17 protein-coding genes are annotated in these 21,384 nt (G+C 66.0%); 7 read left to right on the forward strand and 10 right to left on the reverse strand.

The window, feature by feature from the left end; genetic code table 11:
- Positions 1–6: 6 nt before the first annotated feature.
- The 4 genes from prfH to VGU00_RS07820 are packed head-to-tail and all read right to left on the reverse strand — an operon-like array spanning position 7 to position 2,348.
- Entirely contained in the window at positions 7–630 is a 624-nt protein-coding gene (prfH, locus tag VGU00_RS07805; RefSeq protein WP_327467166.1) for a peptide chain release factor H, read from the reverse strand.
- Positions 627–1,733 carry an RNA ligase RtcB family protein gene (locus VGU00_RS07810; protein WP_327467168.1) on the reverse strand — a complete coding sequence of 369 codons (1,107 nt, stop codon included), beginning with the start codon at positions 1,731–1,733 and terminating at the stop codon, positions 627–629. Before VGU00_RS07810 ends, prfH begins: the two co-directional genes overlap by 4 nt.
- Positions 1,730–2,218, reverse strand: a complete 489-nt coding sequence (locus VGU00_RS07815; protein ID WP_327467170.1) for a hypothetical protein — start codon at positions 2,216–2,218, stop codon at positions 1,730–1,732. The genes VGU00_RS07810 and VGU00_RS07815 overlap by 4 nt, the downstream gene beginning before the upstream one ends.
- On the reverse strand, positions 2,208–2,348 hold the full coding sequence (locus tag VGU00_RS07820) for a hypothetical protein (RefSeq protein ID WP_327467172.1): 141 nt from the start codon (positions 2,346–2,348) through the stop codon (positions 2,208–2,210). Before VGU00_RS07820 ends, VGU00_RS07815 begins: the two co-directional genes overlap by 11 nt.
- Positions 2,349–2,602: 254 nt before the next feature.
- Here VGU00_RS07820 and VGU00_RS07825 point away from each other — a divergent pair, with 254 nt between their 5' ends.
- Both VGU00_RS07825 and VGU00_RS07830 read left to right on the forward strand, forming a co-directional pair.
- Positions 2,603–3,931 (forward strand): HD-GYP domain-containing protein, encoded by a 1,329-nt coding sequence (locus VGU00_RS07825; RefSeq protein WP_327467174.1) that lies wholly within the window; start codon positions 2,603–2,605, stop codon positions 3,929–3,931.
- 126 nt (positions 3,932–4,057) lie between these two features.
- Positions 4,058–5,863 (forward strand): diguanylate cyclase, encoded by a 1,806-nt coding sequence (locus VGU00_RS07830; protein WP_327467176.1) that lies wholly within the window; start codon positions 4,058–4,060, stop codon positions 5,861–5,863.
- 30 nt (positions 5,864–5,893) lie between these two features.
- Here VGU00_RS07830 and VGU00_RS07835 read toward each other — a convergent pair whose 3' ends face one another.
- The 4 genes from VGU00_RS07835 to VGU00_RS07850 form a co-directional block, all read right to left on the reverse strand.
- Positions 5,894–7,981, reverse strand: a complete 2,088-nt coding sequence (locus VGU00_RS07835; protein WP_327467178.1) for a TonB-dependent siderophore receptor — start codon at positions 7,979–7,981, stop codon at positions 5,894–5,896.
- Between the two features lie 159 nt (positions 7,982–8,140).
- Complete coding sequence (locus VGU00_RS07840) at positions 8,141–9,970, reverse strand: DUF885 domain-containing protein (RefSeq protein ID WP_327467179.1); 1,830 nt, start codon at positions 9,968–9,970, stop codon at positions 8,141–8,143.
- A 48-nt stretch (positions 9,971–10,018) separates the two neighbouring features.
- On the reverse strand, positions 10,019–10,729 hold the full coding sequence (locus VGU00_RS07845; protein ID WP_327467181.1) for a helix-turn-helix domain-containing protein: 711 nt from the start codon (positions 10,727–10,729) through the stop codon (positions 10,019–10,021).
- 3 nt (positions 10,730–10,732) lie between these two features.
- The gene (locus VGU00_RS07850) at positions 10,733–11,767 is read right to left on the reverse strand and encodes a mannose-1-phosphate guanylyltransferase (RefSeq protein WP_327467183.1); all 1,035 of its coding nucleotides are present in this window, start codon (positions 11,765–11,767) and stop codon (positions 10,733–10,735) included.
- A 107-nt stretch (positions 11,768–11,874) separates the two neighbouring features.
- Here VGU00_RS07850 and VGU00_RS07855 point away from each other — a divergent pair, with 107 nt between their 5' ends.
- From VGU00_RS07855 to VGU00_RS07870, 4 genes are read left to right on the forward strand one after another with little or no spacing between them, the layout of a single operon-like run.
- Positions 11,875–13,263: a TIGR03013 family XrtA/PEP-CTERM system glycosyltransferase gene (locus VGU00_RS07855; RefSeq protein WP_327467185.1), complete on the forward strand. Its 1,389-nt coding sequence runs from the start codon at positions 11,875–11,877 to the stop codon at positions 13,261–13,263.
- A 4-nt stretch (positions 13,264–13,267) separates the two neighbouring features.
- Complete coding sequence (prsK, locus tag VGU00_RS07860) at positions 13,268–15,376, forward strand: XrtA/PEP-CTERM system histidine kinase PrsK (RefSeq protein WP_327467187.1); 2,109 nt, start codon at positions 13,268–13,270, stop codon at positions 15,374–15,376.
- Positions 15,373–16,767: a PEP-CTERM-box response regulator transcription factor gene (gene prsR / locus VGU00_RS07865; protein ID WP_327467189.1), complete on the forward strand. Its 1,395-nt coding sequence runs from the start codon at positions 15,373–15,375 to the stop codon at positions 16,765–16,767. Before prsK ends, prsR begins: the two co-directional genes overlap by 4 nt.
- Positions 16,768–18,612 carry a tetratricopeptide repeat protein gene (locus tag VGU00_RS07870; RefSeq protein ID WP_327467191.1) on the forward strand — a complete coding sequence of 615 codons (1,845 nt, stop codon included), beginning with the start codon at positions 16,768–16,770 and terminating at the stop codon, positions 18,610–18,612.
- 3 nt (positions 18,613–18,615) lie between these two features.
- On the opposite strand, the gene VGU00_RS07875 is transcribed toward VGU00_RS07870, so the two are convergent.
- On the reverse strand, positions 18,616–18,963 hold the full coding sequence (locus VGU00_RS07875) for a GntR family transcriptional regulator (RefSeq protein ID WP_327467193.1): 348 nt from the start codon (positions 18,961–18,963) through the stop codon (positions 18,616–18,618).
- 71 nt (positions 18,964–19,034) lie between these two features.
- Positions 19,035–19,616: a nitroreductase gene (locus VGU00_RS07880; RefSeq protein ID WP_327467195.1), complete on the reverse strand. Its 582-nt coding sequence runs from the start codon at positions 19,614–19,616 to the stop codon at positions 19,035–19,037.
- Positions 19,617–19,798: 182 nt separating this feature from the next.
- On the opposite strand from VGU00_RS07880, the gene VGU00_RS07885 reads away from it, so the two are divergent.
- Positions 19,799–21,382: a peptide MFS transporter gene (locus VGU00_RS07885; protein ID WP_327467197.1), complete on the forward strand. Its 1,584-nt coding sequence runs from the start codon at positions 19,799–19,801 to the stop codon at positions 21,380–21,382.
- Positions 21,383–21,384 lie beyond the last annotated feature (2 nt).

Genomic DNA, 21,384 nt, shown 5'->3' on the forward strand with positions numbered 1-21,384 from the left:
ACGCGATCATCGCTTTTTCAGGTGGAAATCGGTGCCGCTATAAGTCCGCACCGCATTCCCGCGTTCAAGACCCTGATTGCGGTCCCAAGCCGCGCGTCGCGCTTCGCCCTCGGCCGTTTCGGCGCGCTCGGCGAGGAGCAGCGCGAGCTTCAGCCGCGCGACCTTGCGGTTCGCATGCTGCGAACGCTGTTCCTGCGACACCGCGACAAGTCCCGTCGGGCGATGTGTGGCGCGGACGGCGCTGTCGGTCTTGTTGATATGCTGCCCGCCCGGGCCGCTCGCGCGCATCGCCTGATAGTCGATGTCGGTCTCGCGAAGGTCGCCGGCGTCGTCGGTCGTCTCGACGCGGGATACACCGACGAACCAGTTCTTGCGCTTGTGCGCCGGGCGGAAAGGGCTTTGTCCGGTCCAGAGGATCGTTCCCGACCGGTCGTCGACAAAGGCGTCCGCGCCTGTGCCAGAGACGCGGAGCAGCAGCGATGCCGGATCGTCGCCGATCGGCTCGAGCGGTTCGCACAGGATGTCGCAATCGCGCGCTTCGCGGACGAAGGCGCGGGCAAGGCGCGCGACAACCCAGCGGCATTCGGCGGGGCCGCCGCCCGACGACAGGTGGAGGATGATGTCGGTCATGTCCGCCTTGTCTTGTAGCTGATCAGCGGACGGAGTCGCGCGACGACACGGACGAGGCCAGCCTGTTTGAGATCGGCAACGACACGTGCGATATCCTTGTACGCCTGCGGTGCTTCTTCGAAGATCAGTTGCCTGTCCTCGCAGATCACGCGGCTGCCGAGCGCGGTACGTTCAAGATCGGCGACACGGAAGCGGGCCGACAGGCGGGCGCGGGCGTCGCTGCGGCTCCATTTGCGGCCCGCGCCATGCGCGAGCGAGTGGAGCGCCGCGTCCGCGCGGTCGGCAAGCGGTTCGACCAGATAGCTGAAGTCGCCGCGCGATCCGGGGATCGCGACAAGCCCCCGGTCGGCGGGGGCGGCGCCCTTGCGGTGGAGCCAGCCGCCCGCGTGCGGCGTGACGCTGTTGTGACAGATGTCGAGCAGGCAGCGGCCATCGAGATCGAGCGCGGCAAGGAAACGGGCGGCGATCACCCGGCGGTTGACGACGGCCCAGCGCATCGCGCGATCATGCTCCGCCAGATAGGCGTGGCCGTCCGCGCTGTCGGCTTCGAGCCCGGCGACGGCGCCGCGCGCGGTCCATGCGTCAAGGATCGCCTGCCCGAGCCCCCGCGAACCGCTGTGTACCATCATCCAGACGCGGTCCTTGCACAGGTCGAGCGCGGCGAAGCGGTCGGCATCGACGACCTCCTCGATCCGTTGCAGCTCGACGAAATGGTTGCCGCCGCCGATCGTGCCGAGCGACGCGTCGGCGAGATCGGCGGGGAGGCCCGCCGCGTCGAGCATCGCCGCCGTATCGCCGTTCCACGGACCATCGAGCCCGTGAAGCTTGCGCTCGGCGGCATCGAGGCGAAATTTGCGCAGCGCGCCGTCCGTCTGCCACAGCGCCATGCCGCAGCCGATGTCGCTGCCGACAAGGTGCGGATAGAGGTGCGCCGGCGACCAGAAGGCTGCGCCGACCGCGATACCGCGACCGGCGTGGAGATCGGGAAGGCCGACGACGCGCGCGATGCCGGGCATCGCGGCGGTGCGTTCGAGCTGGTCGAGCGCGACCGGATCGAACAGGCGCGGATCGGCGCCGATCAGGTGGATAGGGGTGTCGTTCATCGGCCGCCCCCTTTCGCGGCACGGTTGGCGAGGGGCAGGCGCCGCGCCAGTTCGGCGGCGTCACGCAGGATGCCGTCATCGGGATCGACGAAGAAGCGCCATCGGCGCCAGCCCCGCGAAGTGCGGACGGTCATGATCTCGCCATCGGCGATCCATTCGCCCTCGCGCCCGATCGAGATGCGCGCTGCGACGAAATCCTCAAGATGCTGGCGGACGTGCATCTTCACCGTGCTGCCGGTGTCGAGGCCGGCACATATCTCGCTGAAGACATCGTCCCAGCGGCGACCGCACCGGCTTCGCAGGAAGCGGAGCAGCGGAGCAAGATTTTCGTTGAGGCTCTTGTAATAGCGGGCGTCGATCTTGGCATGACGCTTGTGGCCGATCGAATGGATGCCGGGATCGCTCCTCTTCAGTTTGACGGGCGGGGCGTGGCGCGAACCCCAGCGCGGGCGTTCGACGATGACCTTGAACATATCAGCACGCATGTCGAATCTCGCCGGAAAGGGGCGCGACCCGCGCGTGGGTTTCGGTAAGGAAAAAGATGCTCGTGCCGACGGTGTCGGGACGGAACGAAAGGATCAGGCTGGCGACGCCGCCTGCAAGCAAATAGCCCATGTCACAGGTTCCTGATGACGGTGGAAAGTTGGGATGCGGGTTGTGTGGACAGCGGTTCGCATGGTCTTTCCTTTCCGATTCAGGGTGTGGGCAGGGTTTGGCTGGCTGCGCGCATAGCTCCCTGCGATGTCATTGACAAGCCGCCCGGTCCGCGCGCGGCGCGCGTAAACTTAATATGGAGCGTCTCTGGCCGTAGCTGGACTCGTGGGAGTCGCGCGATCGCTACGGGACCGGAGATGCTTGTTCGAATTGAGTTGAAAGACGTCGAAATCGGGATGTTCGTCCACGCCTTTGACGGGTCGTGGTTCGATCACCCGTTCTGGCGTCGTTATTTCAACGTCGAATCACAGGAGCAGCTCGATCGGATCCGCAATTCGGGCATCGACGGGATCATCATCGACGACGAGCGTGGGGTTGGGCTGTCCGATGGGCGGCCAGCGGCGGAAAAGGCAGCGGAGCCCGGAAGCGGGCGGCCGCCCGTGGCCGAACGGCCACGGGGCAATGCGATGCCGTTCCGAGCCGCCACGACCTTTACGCCGCCGCCCTCGCCAGCGTGCGACGCGCCGCGCCGGCGCGCAGGCTATTCCGGCGAATGCCGCCGGGCGCAGCGGACAATCGACCGGACGCGCGGCGCCGTGGTCGACATGTTCGACGGCGCCCGGCTCGGCCGCGCCGTCGGCGTTCGCCGGATGGTCCGGCTGGCGAGCGCGATCGGCGCCTCGATCGAGCGCGACGCCAGGGCGCTGATCAATCTCGTCCGGCTGAAGGAGAAGGACGAATATACCTATCTCCACTCGGTCGCGGTGTGCGCGCTGATGATCAATTTTGCCCGCCATCTGGAGCTGGATGCGCAGCAGGTCGAGGATCTAGGCGTAGCGGGCCTGCTGCACGATGTCGGCAAGGTCGCGGTTTCCGACGCGATATTGAACAAGCCCGGGGCGCTGTCGAAGGCGGAGCTTCGCCTGGTCCGTTCGCATCCGGTGGCCGGGCATCGCCTGCTCGCGAGTTCGCCGGGCGCGCCCGATCTCGCGCTCGAACTCTGCCTGCGGCACCATGAAAAGATCGATGGCACAGGCTACCCCGGCGGGCTGAAAGGCGAGGAGCTTTCGCTCGCGGCGCGTATGGGGGCGATTTGCGACGTCTATGACGCGGTGACGTCGAACCGCCCTTATAAGCGCGCATGGACGCCCTGCGAAGCGTTGACCGCGATGAAGCAATGGGAGGGGCATTTCGATCCGGTGCTGCTCGACCGCTTCGCCGACAGCCTTGGCATCTATGCCATTGGGACGCTGGTCCGCCTTTCCACCGGCGAACTGGGCGTGGTCGTCGGAAGCGCGGGCAAGGCGGACGAGGAGGTCGTCGTTCGCGCCTTTTTCGATTGCGAAACATTGGCCGAGATCGAACCCGTCGACCGTGCGATCGCCCCGTCGGCCGAACATCCGCGGATCGTCGGTCGCGATAGCCCGAGCTTCTGGCGTTTCGACGATTGGGAGGTGCTGCGGGCCCGCGTGCTCGCGCCGCGCGAGCAAGCGGAGGGCGATGCGAACGATGGTCGGCCGATCGGCCCGCGCGGTGTCGCGTAGCGCGCAGATGACGGCGCGAAATCCTGCTCGCTTCAAAAGCGAACTGGCCTCCTCGATTGCGGCACACTAGGGCTTTCCCACGGGCGAAGTTTAAACGGCCCATATTTTTCCATTCAGGACAAGAAGATGCGTCTCGCGACAATCACCAACTGGGCCTATGGGGCGACCGTCGTGCTGACGATCGTGTCGAGCACGACGATGATCTTTGCATCGAACGCGCAGGATCGCGAGCGCGCCGCGGTGGAGCAGCGCTATACGCTCGATCGCGCGACGTCCGAACTGGGCAATGAAATCTATGCTCTCAGCGATCGCGCGCGACAATTCGTCAACACCGATGATCCGACCTATCTAGCCGCCTATCGCAGCGAGGTCGCGGCGTTGAAGGCGGTCGAGGACCGTATCCGGCATGTCGGTAATGCGGGCGCAACCGCCAGCGAGCTCGGCGCGCTCAAGGAGGCCATCGCGCTTGCCGATACGCTTCACGACGAGCAGGAGACCGCGCTCAAGGCCTATGAGAGCGGCGATGTTGCCGCCGCGCGGCAAATCCTGTTCGGTGCCGAATATGAGCGGCAGCTCGACCGCGCCGAGCTCGATGTCCAGCGTTTCCAGGATCGGCTCGACAGCCGGATCGCGGCGCAGGTCGCCGATGCGACCGAGATTTCGCAGCTGTGGAAGCGGGTATCCGAAGTCGCGCTGGCGCTGACCGCGCTGCTCGTGCTCTGCGTCCTCTATTTCGTCTTCAAGCAGCGCGTGCTCCATCCGGTGGTCAAACTCAGCGATGTCGTCAACCGGCTGGCGGTGCAGGATTATGCCGCCGAGCCGCCCGAATTCAACCAGATCGACGAGATCGGCGACATGGCGCAGGCGATCCGCATCTTCCGCGAAAACGGGCTCGAACGACAGCGGCTGGAGGCCGAGCGCGATGCCGACCGGACGATGCGCGACCTGCTGTCGCGGATGACGCAGCGGATGCAGGGATGCGATACGCTCCACGACCTGCAGGAAGTCGTCCAGCGCTTCGTCCCTGAAATCGCGCCCGGGCTGCCGGGGCGGCTCTACCTGCTCGACAAACAGCGCAACCTTGTGGTCGAGGCGGGGAGCTGGCTAGGGCCGGTTCGGTCCGCGAGCCAGTTTTCGCCGATATCCTGCTGGGCGTTGCGACGCGGCCTGCGCCATCGCCCGGCCGGCGACAATGTCGACGTTCCTTGCGACCATATCGATCGCGATGCCGGGCACGCTGCCGACACGCTCTGCCTGCCGCTAACCGCGCAGCGCGAGACGCTGGGCCTGCTCTATTTCGAAATGCCCACGGGTGAGGCGCCGCGCAGCACTGCGCAGCTGATCTATTTCGACATGCTGGCAGAGAATATCGGGCTGGCGATCGCCAATCTGCAGCTTCGCGACACGCTGCGCGAAATGGCGATGGCGGATTCGCTGACCGGGCTCGCCAACCGGCGGCAGCTTGGGCATGTGCTCGAGACGCAGATCGCGCAGGCCGGACGCTTGGGCGAACCGCTCGGTTGCCTGATGATCGACGTCGACCATTTCAAGCGCTTCAACGATGTGCATGGGCATGAGGCCGGCGACGCCGTGCTGCGCGCGGTCGGTCAGGTGCTGGCCAATGTGACGCGCGAGACGGGGCTCGCCTTCCGTTATGGCGGGGAAGAATTTCTCGTGCTGCTGCCAACGCTGTCGCCCGAACAGGCCGAAGACCGCGCGCAGGATATTCGTTCGCGCATCGCGGCGCTCGAGATCGGCCATGGCGGCAAGGATCTCGATGCAATCAGCGTGTCGGTCGGGATCGCGGTCGCGCCGGTCCATTGCAGTTTCGACCGGCTCGTGCGCACCGCCGACGCCGCGCTGCTCCGCGCCAAGGCGAACGGCCGCGACCGGGTCGAAATGGCGCAGCTCAGGAAAGCGAAGGCCGAATAGCCGCCGCGCGTGTGCGCGACGGCTGTCCGATCAGAAGCGATAGCCGATCGTGCCCATCACGTTGCGCGGGGCGCCGACGAAGCAGTCGCCGCGCGCGAGGCACGATGCGTAATATTTGTTGTTGAGCAGGTTCGTAGCGTTGAGCGCGAAGCGCAGGTTGTTCCAGGTGATTTCCGCCAGCGCATCGACCGTGGTGCGCGAGGGGGTGACGATCGACCACACCGGGCTCGTCGACACGCTCTTGCCGCTGTAGACGACGCCGCCGCCAAGGCGCAACTGCGCATCCTCGGGAAGGCCGAAGGTCTTGGTCGACCAGAGCGACGCGGTGTGGCGCGGCATATAGTCGAGGCTGGTGTTGGTTTCGGACTTGAGCTTCGAATAGCCGTAATTGGCGAGCAGCTCGAAATTGCCGGGCAGCGTGTGGCTCGCCTCGATCTCGAAACCCTTGGTGTTGAGCTCGCCCGATTGGGTCGTGCCGCCCGCGGAGAGATAGAGGACGCGGTTGCGTTCCTTGATCTTGAACGCGGTGGCGGTGACGAGCGTGTTCGGCGTCGGCTGCCACTTTACCCCGGCTTCGTACTGCGTGCCGGTCTGCGGCCGGTAGGGGTCGCCGAAGGTGCCGTCGCCATTGTCGATGCGGCCGGCGACCGGCAGGAAGCTCTCGGTATAGCTGAAGAAGGGCGAGAAACCCGCGCCGATCTCGCCGATGATGCCGGCACGGAAGGTCGTGGCATTGTCCTTCTGCCCCGACGATCCGGTGACGCGGTCGCGGCGTGCGCCGAGCACGACCGAGACGCGGTCGAAGAAGCGGATCTGGTCCTGGACATAGACGCCGAGCTGCTTCTGGCTTTCCTTGGTGAAGGGGCCGCTCGGGTCGTAAGTCAGCAGCGCGTCATAATCGATGTCGTACAGGTCGACGAGTTCGAAGCCGCCAGCGTACCGTTTCTGCACCTTGTTCCAGCTGTAATCGATGCCGACGAGCAGCTTGTGCTCGATGTTGGCGCCGGTGGCGAAATCGAACTGGAGATTATTGTCGGTCGAAAAGACATTCATCCGCGCGTCGCTGGCGTCAGCGATCAGCGCGATCGTGCGGCCGTTGGTGCCATAGACCGAGAAGGGATCCTGCGGGTTCGTATAGCTGTCCGCGTAGTGGGTGTTATATTCGAGGTCGCTGTCGATATAGCGCGCCTTGAGGCTGAGCTTCACATTGTCCGAGAAACGGTGCGTGATCGACCCGCCACCCTGCAGCGAGCGGCCGTTATAGCGGTCCCAGCCGGCCTTGCCGACGAAAGTGTAGCGATCGAGCTGCGCGCCGGCGACCGTGTTGGGCCGGAAGGTCCCCACGATCGGCAGGAATTGCGATGTCGAGCCGGTGTCGTCCTCCTGGTAGAGACCGGTAAGCACGACATCGGTATCGGGGGTCGGCTGCCAGCGGATTGAGGGCGCGAACATCACGCGGTCGTCGGGGACATGGTCGACATAGGTGTCGGCGTCGCGCGCGCGGCCGACGAAGCGGACCGCGAGATTGTCGGCGAGCGCGAGGTTAACGTCGCCGAGCACTTCCTTGCGGTCATAGCTGCCATAAACGAGATTGATTTCGCCGCGCGTGGTGAAGTCGGGGGTCTTGCTGACGAGATTGACGAGGCCGCCGATCGAACCCTGACCGAACAGCACCGAGGCCGGGCCGCGCACGATCTCGACGCGCGAGAAATTATACGGGTCCGATGTGATCGAGGCGTAGTAGCTGAAGATGTCGCGCATGCCGTCGCGGAACTGCAGCGCGTCGAGGCCGCGGACGTTGAAGCCGTCGACGCGCGTGTCGCGGCCATAGGGATTGGCGAGGACACCCGCGGCATATTTCACCGTGTCGCTGATGCTGATCGCGCCCTGTGCCTCATATTGTTCGGACGTGATGACCTTGATCGGCTGGGGCAGTTCCGCCAGCGCGGTATCGGTCTTCGTCCCGGTATAGCCGGTGACGACGATGACATCCTCGCCCGCGCTCGCTTCCGCATCGGCGGTTTCGGCAGCCTCGACGGCTTCGCCGGCGCGCGCGGCGGCGGCCGTGAAGGCGAGGGTGGCGGCGCTGGCCATGGCGAGCGTCCGGACGAGCTTCATATCATTCCCCTTTTGCGACTCAGTCTCAACTAGACGGCGTCGTTAGGGATATTGATATTCATTCGCAAGAACGTTGGTTGAGAAAATGCGCTTTTGTCGACGCGCCGCAGCAAAGGCCCTGCGCCCGCCAATAAGCAGGCGAAGGGCCTTCGTTATATGTCAGGCCTTTTGCGCGGCGGTCCAGCGCTCGATCACCGACTCGAGGACCGAAATCGGCATCGCGCCCGCCGACAGCGCGGTGTCGTGGAAAGCGCGCAGGTCGAACTTGTCGCCGAGTGCCGCCTTCGCCTTTTCGCGGATCGCGACCCAGCGCGTCTGCCCGACCATGTAGCTCGTCGCCTGTCCGGGCCACACGCAATAGCGCTCGATTTCGGTGATATTCGACGGTTCGGGGGTTCCGAGCGTCTCGTTATAATATTGGATCGCCTTCTCGCGGGTCCATTTATAATGATGGAGCCCGGTGTCGGCGACGAGGCGCGCGGCGCGGAACATATAGCTCTGCAGATAGCCGAGGCGGCCCCACGGATCCTTTTCATAGACGCCCATCTCGTCGGCGAGCTGTTCGGCATAGAGACCCCAGCCCTCGGTGTAGACCGAGTAAGCGGGAAGCCGGCGAAGGCGCGGAATTCCTTCGGCTTCCTGTGCGAGCGCGATCTGGTGATGATGGCCCGGCGACGCTTCGTGATAGGTAAGCGTCGGCAGCGTCCAGCTCGGGTTTTCGGCGGTGTCGCGCAGGTTGATATAGTAAGCGCCGGGGCGCGAGCCGTCGAGCGCGGGTATCTGGTAATAGCCGCCCGTCGCGCCATCCTCGATATCCGCAGGGACGCGGCGGATCTCGACCTTCGCCTTGGGCAGGCGCCCGAACGCTTCGGGAAGGCGCGCCTGGATCGCCTGCATCTGGGCGTTGAGTTCGGCGATCAGCTTCGCCTTGCCCTCGTCGGTGTTCGGATAGAGGAAGCGCGGATCCTTGCCGAGCGCGCGCATGCGTTCGGCGACCGTGCCCTTGGTCATGCCCTGCGCCTTGAAGATCGCGTCGGCCTGCGCGCTCAAATCGGCGACACGGTCGAGCCCGAGCTTGTGCACTTCCTCGGCCGACATGCCGGTCGTTGTCGCATAGCGCAGCGCATAGGCATAATATTCGTCGCCCTTGGGCAGGCGCCATACGCCGGCGTCGTGCGTCGCGCGCGGGCGCGCGGCGCGGAGTTCCTCGGCCTGACGGCGCATCGCGGGATAGATTTTGCCTTCGACGATTGCGGCGCAGCGCGTCGCCCAGTCGCCGGGGATATCCTTCGTCTTCGCGGCAAGATTCTTCGTCAGCCCGTTGGCATCGGGGGCGGGGGCCCAGATGCGGTCGAACTGGCCGAGCGTGCGGTCGATGACGAAATCGGGCGGGATGACACCCGCGGCATGATCGGCCTTGATGCGGCCCGTTTCGTTATCGAGCTGTACCGCAAAATCGGCGCAGCGCGCGAGATAGGCCTCGGCATCGGCGGGGTTCGCGATGCTGTGCTGGTTGATCAGGAAATCGGGGATCGAGCGGTAGGTGCCGCTCAATTGCGTCACCGGATGCGGTTCGGGCCAGCTGTGGAGGCCGTAGTCGAACGTGTCATAGGCCTTGACGAAATATTCCCACGGGCCGCGAAAGGTCTCATAATTTACGAGGTCCATGCCCGAAAGCTTTGACGCATCGATCTTTTTCAGTTCGGCAAGGCCGTCGCGATAGAGCTGGTGGCTCCGCTTGATACCCGCCGGCGAGCGGTCGTCGAGCTTCGCCTTGAGCGGCAGGCGGGCGTCCTTGTCGAGCCCGAGCGCGGTCGCGAATTCCGGACTCTCATCGACCATGCGGTCGTAAAAGCGGTCGTAGATCGCGGTGAGCCTGGCGCCTTCGCCCGAGGGTGGGCTGGCAAGCATGGCGCGCGCGGGCGCGCGCACGCCGGCGAGGGCGGATGTCGCGGCCAGCGTGGCGATCAGGGTGCGGCGGTCGAGCATGGGGAGGTCTCCGTTGAATGTGTATTGGTCGAGTATAACGGCGCGGCCTCAACCTTGTCTTGTATCCATTTGACGTCGGCGCCACCAACCCGGGGGGGCGCCGGTCAGGCCGGCGACGGCGTGCGTCATGTGCGCCTGATCGGCAAAATGGAGCCGGTGCGCGATGTCGATGAAGGGCTCTCCGCCAAGGCGCGCGGCGGCAAAGGCGGCGCGTGCGCGGACATCGGCGCGATAGGCTTTGGGCGTGCAGCCATAAGCCGAGCGGAAGCCGCGGCTCAGCGTTTCCGGGCGGACGCCCTTGTCGTCGGCCCAGTCGGCGAGGGCGAAGGGGGCAAGCCGGCGCAGGTCGTCGGCGAGCATGTCGGGCCAGTCGAGCGCCGTCGGCGCGGCGGCGGCGAACATCTCGCCGAAAAGTGCCGATGCGGCCCGCCCGTCGCGCTCGGCGACCCGGACGAGGCTGTCGGGATCGGCGACATGCCCGCGCACGATCGTCGTCGCGGCGAGTCCTGCCGGCAGGTCGAGCACCAGCACCCGGGCGCCCCTGGCCTCGAAACGGTCGAGGTGCGATTCATAGGCGTGATGGATCAGCGCATCGCCCGGGCGGACATTCCAGCGCCCTTCGTCGCCGGCTTCCTGATAGCCGCCTTCGAGCACCACCGCGACGAATGCGTCGTCGTGGCAATGGCGGTCGCGCAATTCGCCGGGGCCATGGTCGAGCAGGCCCAGCGGTGCGTCGGCGAAGCAGGGCTGCGAGGCCATGCCCTATTCGCGCGCTTTTGCCGCCGCGCGGACGTCCTGGCAGCGTTTCAGCGGCATGATGAGGATATCGTCGCCGTCGACGACGACCGCGATGTCCGACATGCCGATCAGCGAGACGCGCTTCCCGCCCGCGCGGATCAGGTTGCCGTGGCTGTCGTGCAGGAAGACGTCGCCGGTGGCGGCATTGCCGATCGCGTCGCACGCGGCGAGCGTGTGGACCGCCTGCCAACTGCCAAGGTCGGACCAGCCCATCGCGACCGGCACGACGGCGACCCGGTCGTCCTTTTCCATCACGGCATAGTCGATCGAATCCGACGGCGCCTTTTCGAATTCGACGGCGTCGGCATAAAGCGCGTCGCCGTCGCGCATGCCGGCCGCGACCGCGCGGTCGGCGGCTTCGAAAATCGCGCGGCAATGCGTCAGCATCGCGTCGCGCATCCGCGCCGCGCGGAACAGGAAGATGCCGGCGTTCCAGCTGTAGCCGCCGGCGGCGAGCATCGCCTCGGCGTCGGCGAGCGGCGGCTTTTCGATGAAGCGGTCGACCGCGAAACCGTCTTCGCCGAGCGGACCGCCTCCGGCGATATAGCCGAAACCCGTTTCGGGTGCGTCGGGGGTGATACCGAAGGTGACGAGCCAGTCCTGTTGCGCGAGGCGCGCGCCCTTGGCGATCGCGGCGTGAAAGGCAGGGACGTCGGCAATGACATGGTCGCTGGGCATCACGAGCAGCAGCGTGTCGGCATCGGCGCGCGCCACGGCCAGCGCAATCGCCGCCGCGGTGTTGCGCGGCATCGGCTCGACGACCAGTTCGGCCTCGCGGTCGTCCATCTGTTCGCGGACGGTTGCGACATGCGAATCGCCGCACAGGATGATGGGAGGCAGGAAGTCGGAACCCGCGGGCGTGCGCGCAAGTGTTTGCCGGAACAGGCTTTGTTCGCCGGTCAGCGAGAGGAATTGCTTGGCGCGGTCGCCGCGCGATTCGGGCCAGAGGCGGGTGCCGGCACCCCCGCAAAGGATGACGGGCTGGATCATCAATGTCATGGCACGGGTCTATCCTGTTGCATGGCGCGGGTCATCCCCCCTGTTGGTGAAATGGGAAGTGTAAAATTAACCGACAGTTGACGCCTCGGCTGTAGTATCGCGCCGACATGTTCCGGCTGTTCAAACATTATGTCCCGCACGCCGTCGTCTGGCTGGCGCTGATCGAATTTATCGCGCTGCTCGGTTCGGCCGAGGGGGCGTGGCATCTCTATGCGCATCAGGCGGGGTTCGACGCGGGCCCGCTCGGCGATCGCTGGCTGCCGCTGGTGACCTTTGGCCTGTCCAACTCGCTCGCGATGATGGCGACCGGCATGTACGGGAACGAGGGGCTGCGCTCGATGCGGTTCGCGACCGCGCGCCTGCTTGCCGCGATTTCGCTCGGCGTGATTTTCCTGTCGGTGCTGGGCTTCCTGTTGCCGACCGCGACGCTTTGGCGCGCGAACAGCCTGTACGCGATGATGCTGGCGATCGCGGCCTTGTTCCTGATCCGGCTGGTGCTGACGCAATCGGCGGGAACCGACGCCTTCCGCCGCCGTATCCTCGTACTGGGCGCAGGCCCTCGCGCTGCACGGCTCGCGGCGCTTGCGGCCGCACCGGGAAGCGGGCTCGAAATGGTCGGTTTCGTTGCGATGAGCGGCGCGGAGAAAACGGTCGCGGGCGCGATCCCGCGCGACCAAATCGACAATCTGTCGGACCATGTCGTCGCGCTCCGCGCCGGCGAAGTGGTGCTCGCGCTTGAGGAAAGGCGCAACGCGCTGCCGCTCGCCGACCTGCTGCGCGTCAAGACGACGGGCGTGCACGTCAACGATATCGCGAGCTTCATCGAACGCGAAACGGGGCGCGTCGACCTTGCGACGACCAACCCCAGCGGGCTGATTTTCTCCGACGGATTTTCGGCGGGGCAGCGGATTTCAAAAGTTGGCAAGCGGTTGTTCGACATTCTCGCCAGCCTGATCGTGCTGGTGATCGGCCTGCCGCTGGTGATCATTGCCGGCATCGCGGTGAAGCTCGATAGCCGTGGGCCGGTCTTTTACCGCCAGCCGCGCGTCGGCCTGTTCGGCGAAGCCTATGATATCTTCAAGGTCCGCTCGATGCGGACCGATGCCGAGGCCGAGGGCAAGGCGATCTGGGCGAGCGAGAACGACCCGCGGGTGACGCGTGTCGGGCGCGTGATCCGCAAGCTGCGCATCGACGAATTGCCGCAGCTCTGGTGCGTGCTGAAGGGCGACATGAGCTTTGTCGGCCCGCGGCCTGAACGGCCGAGCTTCGTCGACGAACTCGAACAGAAGCTGCCCTTTTATGCCGAGCGCCACATGGTCAAGCCGGGGCTGACCGGCTGGGCGCAGATCAACTATCCCTATGGCGCGTCGGTCGAGGACGCGCGGGTGAAGCTCGAATATGACCTCTATTACGCGAAAAATTATTCGCCCTTTCTCGATCTGCTGATCCTGCTCCAGACGGTGCGCGTCGTGCTGTGGCCGGACGGCGCACGCTAAAGCCATGACCGCGCTCGCGGGCCTCTCCCAATTCCTGTCGACGCTGGCCCTCGCGGGCTTTGCCGGGGTCGCGCTGTGGCTGCTCGCGCGTTCGCCGGCGCGCATGGCGGCGTTGATGCCCGTTCCGCGGCGGCTGGCGATCGCGGCGGCGGCGACCGCGATCTGGTGCGGTGCGCTCTACGCTTTTTCGCCCGGATCGTCGCAGACGCTCGTCGCGCAGTCGGTGCGCGATCTTGCGATGCTGTTCTGGCTCGCAGGGACATTCTGGTCGGCGCGCGCGCCGATGTCGCGGCCGCTGCGCCTGATCCTGCGGATGCTCGTCACCATCTGCCTTCTCGCCCTCTCGCTCGGCGCGGCCGCGCACCTGCGCGCCGGAGCCGCCGCCGAGCCGTGGATGACGCCGACGCTGACCTTTGCCGCGATGGTCGTCGCGGTCGGCGGGCTGTTGATCGTCGACAACGGGGTACGCCGCGCGGGCGCGGGGCAGCGGATGCCGGTGATGGCGGTCGCGGGCGGCTTTGCCATGCTGTGGGCGTATGAACTCAACGTCCAGCTGATCGGCGCGCTGACCGGCGAGACCGCGTCGACTTTGATCCAGTTGCTTCCTGCCGTCGCGCTGCTCGCGTTGCCGACCTATGTCGTCGCGGCGATGGATCTCGGGCGCGAACGCATGCGGCTGTCGCGGACCGCCGCGATGCGCACGCTGCTGCTGCTCGGCGCCGCCGCCTATCTGGTCCTCATCGGCCTGACCGGCGCCGTCGCGCGGATGATCGGCGGCGACTATGCCGAACTGGCGCAGGCGACGTCGCTGGTCGTAGCGCTCGGGACCGGCGGGATCCTGTTGATATCCGATCGCGCGCGGGCGTGGCTGTCGGTGACGATCTCCAAGCATTTCTTCGAGCACCGCTACGACTATCGCGCCGAATGGATGCGCTTCACCGCGACGCTGGGGCAGGGGGACGGCGAAGACGACCGCAATCTTTATCGCCGGGTGGCGAAGGCGCTCGCCGAACTGACCGGCAGCCCCGGCGCCTTGCTGATGCTGCCCGGCGCCGCGGGTGGCTTTCGCGTCGCCGAGCAATGGCATTGGCCGGCAGGGATCGAGGAGGATGCGATGCTGTCGCTGCGCTCGGCCTTCATGCTGCAGGAAACGCGGCATATCGTCGACCTCGACGCCCAGCGGCGCGGACAGGCGGCCCAAGATCTCGCGATCCCCGACTGGCTGATCGCCGACAATCGCGCCTGGGTTGTCGTTCCTGTCGTGCATTTCCAGCGGATGATCGCGGTCGTCGTGTTGCACCGGCCGCCGGTGTCGCGCGCGCTCGATTGGGAGGATCTCGACGTGCTGCGCATCGCGGGACAGCAGGCCGCGAGCTATCTTGCAGAATCGCAAAGCCAGCAGGCGTTGTCGGAAGCGCGGCGCTTCGACGAGTTCAACCGCCGCTTTGCCTTCATCATGCACGATATCAAGAATCTGGCGAGCCAGATCGGGCTGCTCGCGCGCAATGCGGAGCGCCACGCCGACAAGCCCGATTTTCGCGCCGATATGGTCGAAACGCTGAAAATATCGGCGGGGCGGCTTTCGGACCTGCTCGTCCGCCTGTCGCCGCGCGAACGCGGCCCGGCAGCCGAGGCCGGGCGCATCCTGGTCGAACCGCTGCTGGCCGAAATCGCGGCCGAGGCGCGTCCGCGCCGCGCGCTGTTCGTCGGCTGTCAGGCGGGGCTTGCGGCCTGGGGCGATGCGGGATCGATCCGCCAGGTCGTGCAGCATCTGGTCCACAACGCGATCGACGCCTCCGAACCCGGCAGCCCGGTACAGGTCGTCGCGGTCGCCGAACAGGGGCGCGTGCGCATCGACGTGATCGATCAGGGCGTCGGGATGACGCGCAGCTTCATCCGCGACGAACTGTTCAAACCCTTTGTGTCGACGAAGGAGGCCGGATTCGGACTCGGCGCCTTTGAAGCGCTGCAGATCGCGCAGGCGATGGGCGGCGCGATCGAAGTGGAAAGCGAGCCCGGCAAGGGCAGCGATTTCACGCTGTGGCTGCCGCTTGCAGGCGCGCATGGCGAGGCCGGCATCGACCCGCGGATGATGAAAGTGACATCGAAATGAGTGCGGAAACGAACGGGGCGGGGGCCAATATCCGCAAGCTGCTGGTCGTCGAGGACGACCCCGGGCTGCAGGCACAGCTCAAATGGGCCTATGAGGATTATCGGGTGCTCGTTGCCGGCGATCATGACGCGGCGATCGAGCTGCTGCGCGCCGAGGAGCCCGATGTCGTCACGCTCGACCTGGGACTGCCGCCCGATCCCGACGGGACCCGCGAGGGATTCCGGACGCTGAAGGCGATCCTCGAGGCCAAGCCCGACACGAAGGTGATCGTCGTGTCGGGGCATGGCGAGCGCGCGAGCGCGTTGACGGCGATCGCCAGCGGGGCGTGGGATTTTTACCAGAAGCCGATCGATATCGACGAGCTGGGGCTGATCGTCGCGCGCGCCTTTCATGTGCGCGAACTCGAGGTCGAAAATGCCCGGCTCGCGGAGCAGGGCAGCAGCGACAACCGCGTGCTCGGGGGAATGATAACGGGCGCGCCCGAAATGCAGAAAGTCGCGCGCACGATCGAACGCGTCGCGAACCTCGATGTGTCGGTGATGCTGCTCGGCGCGAGCGGCACGGGCAAGGAATTGCTTGCGCGCGGGCTGCATGAGGCGAGCGCGCGGCGCGACGGCGCGTTCGTTGCGATCAACTGTGCGGCCATCCCCGAAAACCTGCTCGAAAGCGAGCTGTTCGGGCATGAGAAGGGGGCCTTCACCGGCGCGGTCAAGACGACCGAGGGCAAGATCGAGCTGGCGCATGGCGGCACGCTGTTCCTCGACGAGGTCGGCGACATTCCGCTGCCGTTACAGGTCAAGCTGCTCAGATTCCTGCAGGAACGGACGATCGAGCGGATCGGCGGACGCAAGCCGATCGCGGTCGATACAAGGATCGTCTGCGCGACGCACCGCGATCTCGACGCGATGATCGCCGAGCAGAGCTTTCGCGACGATCTCTATTACCGGCTCGCCGAGATGGTCGTGAAAATCCCGTCGCTGGCCGAACGGCCGGGCGACGCAGTGCTGCTCGCGCGGCACTTCCTGCATCAATATGCGCCCGACATGAACCCGGGGGTGCGTGGCTTTGCGCCCGACGCGCTGCAGGCGATCGACGAAGGGCGCTGGCCCGGCAATGTGCGCGAGCTTGAAAATCGTATCAAACGTGCCGTTATCATGGCCGACGGCAAGCTGGTGATGCGTGAGGACCTCGATATGGCGGGCAGCGAAAGCGGGGAGGGCGGTGACGAGGCGTGGCTGAACCTGCGCAGCGCGCGTGAGGCCGCCGACCGCGTCGCAATCCGCCGCGCGATGACGCAGAGCGAGGGCAATATTTCGCTCGCCGCCAAGCTGCTCGGGATCAGCCGGCCGACGCTTTACGACCTGCTCAAACAATATCGGATGCAGGCCTGAGTGGCGCGTCGCCGCTTCTGGACCAGCACGCTGCTGATCGCGGCGATGCTCGCGGGGTGCGACGGCGGCGGCTCCTCCGCACCGCGTCGTGCGTTCGAGGAGCGCCGCGCCGAACTGCAGGGTGTGATCCGGCAGAATCCGCAGGCGATCGCTGAGCGCGTCGAACTGGCGCGCGTCGCGATCCGGCTGGGCGATGGCGTCGGCGCCGAGGCCGCGGTCAAGGGCGCGCTGGCGGCCGGGGCGAAAGAAGCGGCGCTGCGCCCGTTGCTCGCGCGTGCCTATGCCATGCAGGGGGAGGGCGCGCGGGCGCTCCAGACGATCGACGCCGGACCGATCATCCCCGAAATGATCGGCGAGGCGGCGTGGGTCGCAGGCGATGTCCATCTCAGCAACGGCGATCTCGGTGCGGCGCGCGAGGCTTATGATCGGGCAGTCCACGAGCTGCCGCGCAATTCGGCGCTTTGGGTCGATGTTGCGCGGTTCCGTGATGCCAATGCCGATACGCTCGGCGCGCGCGATGCGGTCGATTATGCGATCGAACTCGACAAGGCGAACAGCGCAGCGCTGGCGTTCAAGGCGAATCTCGTCCGCACCGAGGACGGGCTCAACGCCTCGCTCATATGGTATGACCAGGCGCTGGCGGCCGACCCCGACAATGCCGACGCGCTGATCGAACAGGCAGCGACGCTCGGTGACCTTGGCCGCTACCGCGATATGCTCGGCGCGCTGCGTCATGCGGCGACGATCGTCCCGCGCGATCCGCGCATCTTTTACCTGCAGGCGGTGCTCGCCGCGCGCGCCGACAATTACCGGCTGGCGCGCAGCCTGCTCCAGCGGACGCGCGGCGAACTCGACGACCAGCCATCCTTCATGCTGCTCAGCGCGATCGTCGAACTCGAGCTGGGCGGCGAAGCGGTTGCCGCGACATGGGCCGACCGGCTGATCGTCGAACAGCCTCAGAATTTCACCGCGCACCGCATCCTCGCGGTCGCCAACTGGGCCGACGGCGATGCCGATGGTGCGATCGAGGCTCTGGCGCCGATCGTCGACCGGCCCGATGCCGACAGCTGGTCGCTCCTGCTCGCGGCGCGCGCCGCCGCCGAGCTCGGACGGCGCGGCGAGGCGGCCGACTATCTGGCGCGCGCCGCGACGCTGACCCGCGGCGAAGCGGTGCCCTTTGCCGTGAACAACGATTATGGCCTGCTGACGATGGCTGCCGATGGCGAGCCGCTGAACCCGGCAAAAGCGATCCCGGCGATTGCGGCCGATATTTCGAGCGGGAACAGCAGCCGCGCGATCGAGCGCGCGATGCGGCTGCGCGATGCGAACCGCGGGGTCGCCGACGCACATATCCTGCTCGGCGACGTCGCGTTGGCCGGCGGGCGCTACGATCTGGCGGTACAGGCCTATCGCGCGGCGCGCGACCTCGATGCGGGTGAGCGGACGACGTTGCGGCTCGCCAATGCGCTGTTCCGCGCGGGCGACGCCGCCGGATCGGGCGCCGCCATCCTGACGCTGCGCGACAGCCAGCCGTCGAGCATCGCCGCCGACCGGCTGGCAGGGCATCTCGCGATGGATCTCGAGCATTGGGATCAGGCGATCGCGCATTTCGAACGGGTGCGCAGCCGGATCGGTAATCGCGACGTCGTGATCCTGCGCGAACTGGCGCGCGCCTGGGCGGCAAAGGGCGACGACCGGCGCGCGCTGCCGCTGATCGATCGCGCGTACCGGTTGCAGCCGCTGAACGCGGGGATCATGGAATTTTACGCGGGCCTGCTTGAGCGCCGGCAGGAGAAGCAGGCGGCGGCGGATCTACGCGACAAGGCGGCGCAGATCGGGCGCTAGCGCTCAGGCGTCGGTAAGGTCGAGCAGCGTCCGCGCGTCGAGGCCGATGCGGCGCATCTGGTCGGCGACCGGGGGCCAGACATTGGCGAGGAAATCGGCGCGCATCAGGTCGCGCAGCCGTTCGGTCGCACCTTCGGCGACGAACATGCCGACCCCGCGCTTGACCGTGACCAGCCCTTCGTCCTGAAAGGTCTGGTAGGCCTTTGCCACGGTCAGCGGGTTGGCGCCTTCTTCCGCCGCGAGCGAGCGGACCGACGGCAGCATGTCGCCGTCGCGATAGGTGCCGTCGAGGATGGCGTTCGCGATGACATCGCGCAGGCGCTGGTACACGGGTTTGGACTGATCGAGCATGCCGCCTTAATGCCATAAGACAGCAGCACAGTCAAATATGTTCCGTTACAAAGTATACTGCAATGGCGAAATTAAATTTCCCAATTGCTGACAACATCGTCATATTCCGGGCGCGGGCGTTCATCCAGTTCGCGGCTCGCGGTGCCGAGGAAGAAATAGCCCACGACCGTATCGCCGTCGCGCGCGCCGAATGCCGCTGCGACATCGGCGCTGTACGCCGCCCAGCCGGTCAGCCAGCTGCCGACGAAACCATGCGCGTGTGCCGCGTGGAGCAGGTTCATGCCGACGGCGCCGGCCGACATCTGTTGCTCCCAGACCGGGATCTTGCTGCCCGCGACGGGGGTCGAGAGCAGAACGAGCAGCGTCGGTGCCTGATGCGCGAACTGGTCGAGCGCCGACAGGTCCATTCCCGCCGCGCCGGGGTTTTCCTTTACCCAGTTCGCCTTGAGCAGCGCCGCGAAGGCTTCGCGCTGGTCGTCCGCGACGGTGACGATCCGCCAGGGCGCGAGTTTGCCATGATCGGGCGTGCGCAGCGCAAGCGCAATGATGTCATGCAGTTGCGCGGCGTCGGGTCCGGGGGCGGTCATGTCGCGCGCCTTGCCCGAACGGCGGGTGGCGAGATGGGCGAGGAGCGAGGATCTGTCGTTGAACATGGGCGCCATGTGGCGTTTTACGTCGCTTTGCGCAAGTGTTGCGAACGGTTCGCAACAATTTTCGGCCCGATCGTGATGGTTTCGCGCGCAATTAGATTCTTCCCATACGCAATTTTGACGCTAGTGTTACGGCCATCTGCCTCGTTTCCGGGGCCTATAACCATATTCAGGGAAGGGTCGCCATGACCAAAGCCTATGCCCAGCACGGGGATGCCGCCGGGACGTTTCTCGGCCACCCGAAGGGCCTGTTCGTCCTGTTTTTCGCCGAAATGTGGGAGCGTTTTTCCTATTACGGGATGCGTGCGCTCCTGATTTTCTATCTCACCAAGCACTGGCTCTTCTCGGACAGTGAATCGGGGGTGATCTATGGCGCGTATACCGCGCTGGTCTACATCACCCCGGTGCTCGGCGGCTATCTCGCCGATCGTTGGCTGGGGCAGCGAAAAGCGGTCGCTTATGGCGCCATATTGCTGACATTCGGCCATTTCATCATGGGATTCGAGGGCGATGGCGGGCAGGACCCGGCCAGCCTCAACATATTCTGGCTCGCGCTCGCCTTCATCATCGTCGGTTCGGGCTTCCTGAAGGCGAACATCTCGGTGATCGTCGGGCAGCTTTATCCGCGCACCGACGTGCGCCGCGACGGCGCCTACACGATCTTCTACATGGGGATTAACCTCGGCGCGTTCCTCGGTTCGCTGCTCTGCGGCTATCTCGGCGAAGTCTATGGCTGGGCCTATGGCTTCGGCGCCGCCGGCTTCGGCATGCTGCTCGGCCTGATCGTCTTCATCTGGGGCAAGCCGCTGCTGCTCGGCCGCGGCGAACCCGAAGATCCCGCGAAGCTGGCGCAGCCCGTGATGGGCATCAAGTTCGAATGGCTGCTTTACCTCATCGGTCTCGTCGCGGTCGGCGTATGCTGGTGGATGGTGCAGAATCAGGCGCTCGTCGGGACTTTGCTCGGTGTCGCGGGCGCTGCGCTCGTTCTCTATGTCGTATTCACCGCGGTGGTGAAGCTGCCGTCGCACGATCGCGACCGCATCTTTGCGGCGATGTTCCTGATCCTCGGTTCGATCCTTTTTTGGGCGCTGTTCGAACAGGCGGGCTCGTCGCTCAATCTCTTCGCCGACCGTTATGTCGACCGCGCAGGTGTTCCGGCCTCGGTCTTCCAGTCGCTGAACGCCGGCTATATCGTCCTCTTCGCGCCGCTCTTCGCTGCGCTGTGGACATGGCTCGGTCGCCGTGGGTGGGAACCTTCGGCACCTGCCAAGTTCGGCCTCGCGATGCTCCAGCTCGGGCTCGGCTTCTTCGTGCTCAAATGGGGTGCCGAAGCCGCGGGCATGGAGAATGCGACGCCGGTGCTCTTCATCTTCCTTATCTACCTTCTCCACACGACGGGCGAGCTTTGCCTGTCGCCCGTCGGCCTCAGCGCGATGAACCGCCTCGCGCCGGCGCACATGGCGTCGCTGATCATGGGCACCTGGTTCTTCGCATCGGCGACGGGCAATTTCGCCGCGGGGCTGATCGCGGCGGCAACGGGTTCGGAAAAGGCGAGCGGCGAAGGGGCCGGCAAGGCGCTGGTGCTTGACGTCTACCAGACGATCGGCATCTGGGCGGTCGGCTTCGGCATTCTCGTCATCGTCGTGTCGCCGCTGATCAAGAAGTTGATGCACCTCGACACGCTGCGCGATGCCGAGGACCTTGCGGGCCAGAATGAGCTTGCCGAGCCGCAGGCGGCCGGCGTTCATCCCGAACCCAAGGGGGCGTAATC

Source organism: Sphingopyxis sp., assembly GCF_035944815.1.
Taxonomy (GTDB): domain Bacteria; phylum Pseudomonadota; class Alphaproteobacteria; order Sphingomonadales; family Sphingomonadaceae; genus Sphingopyxis.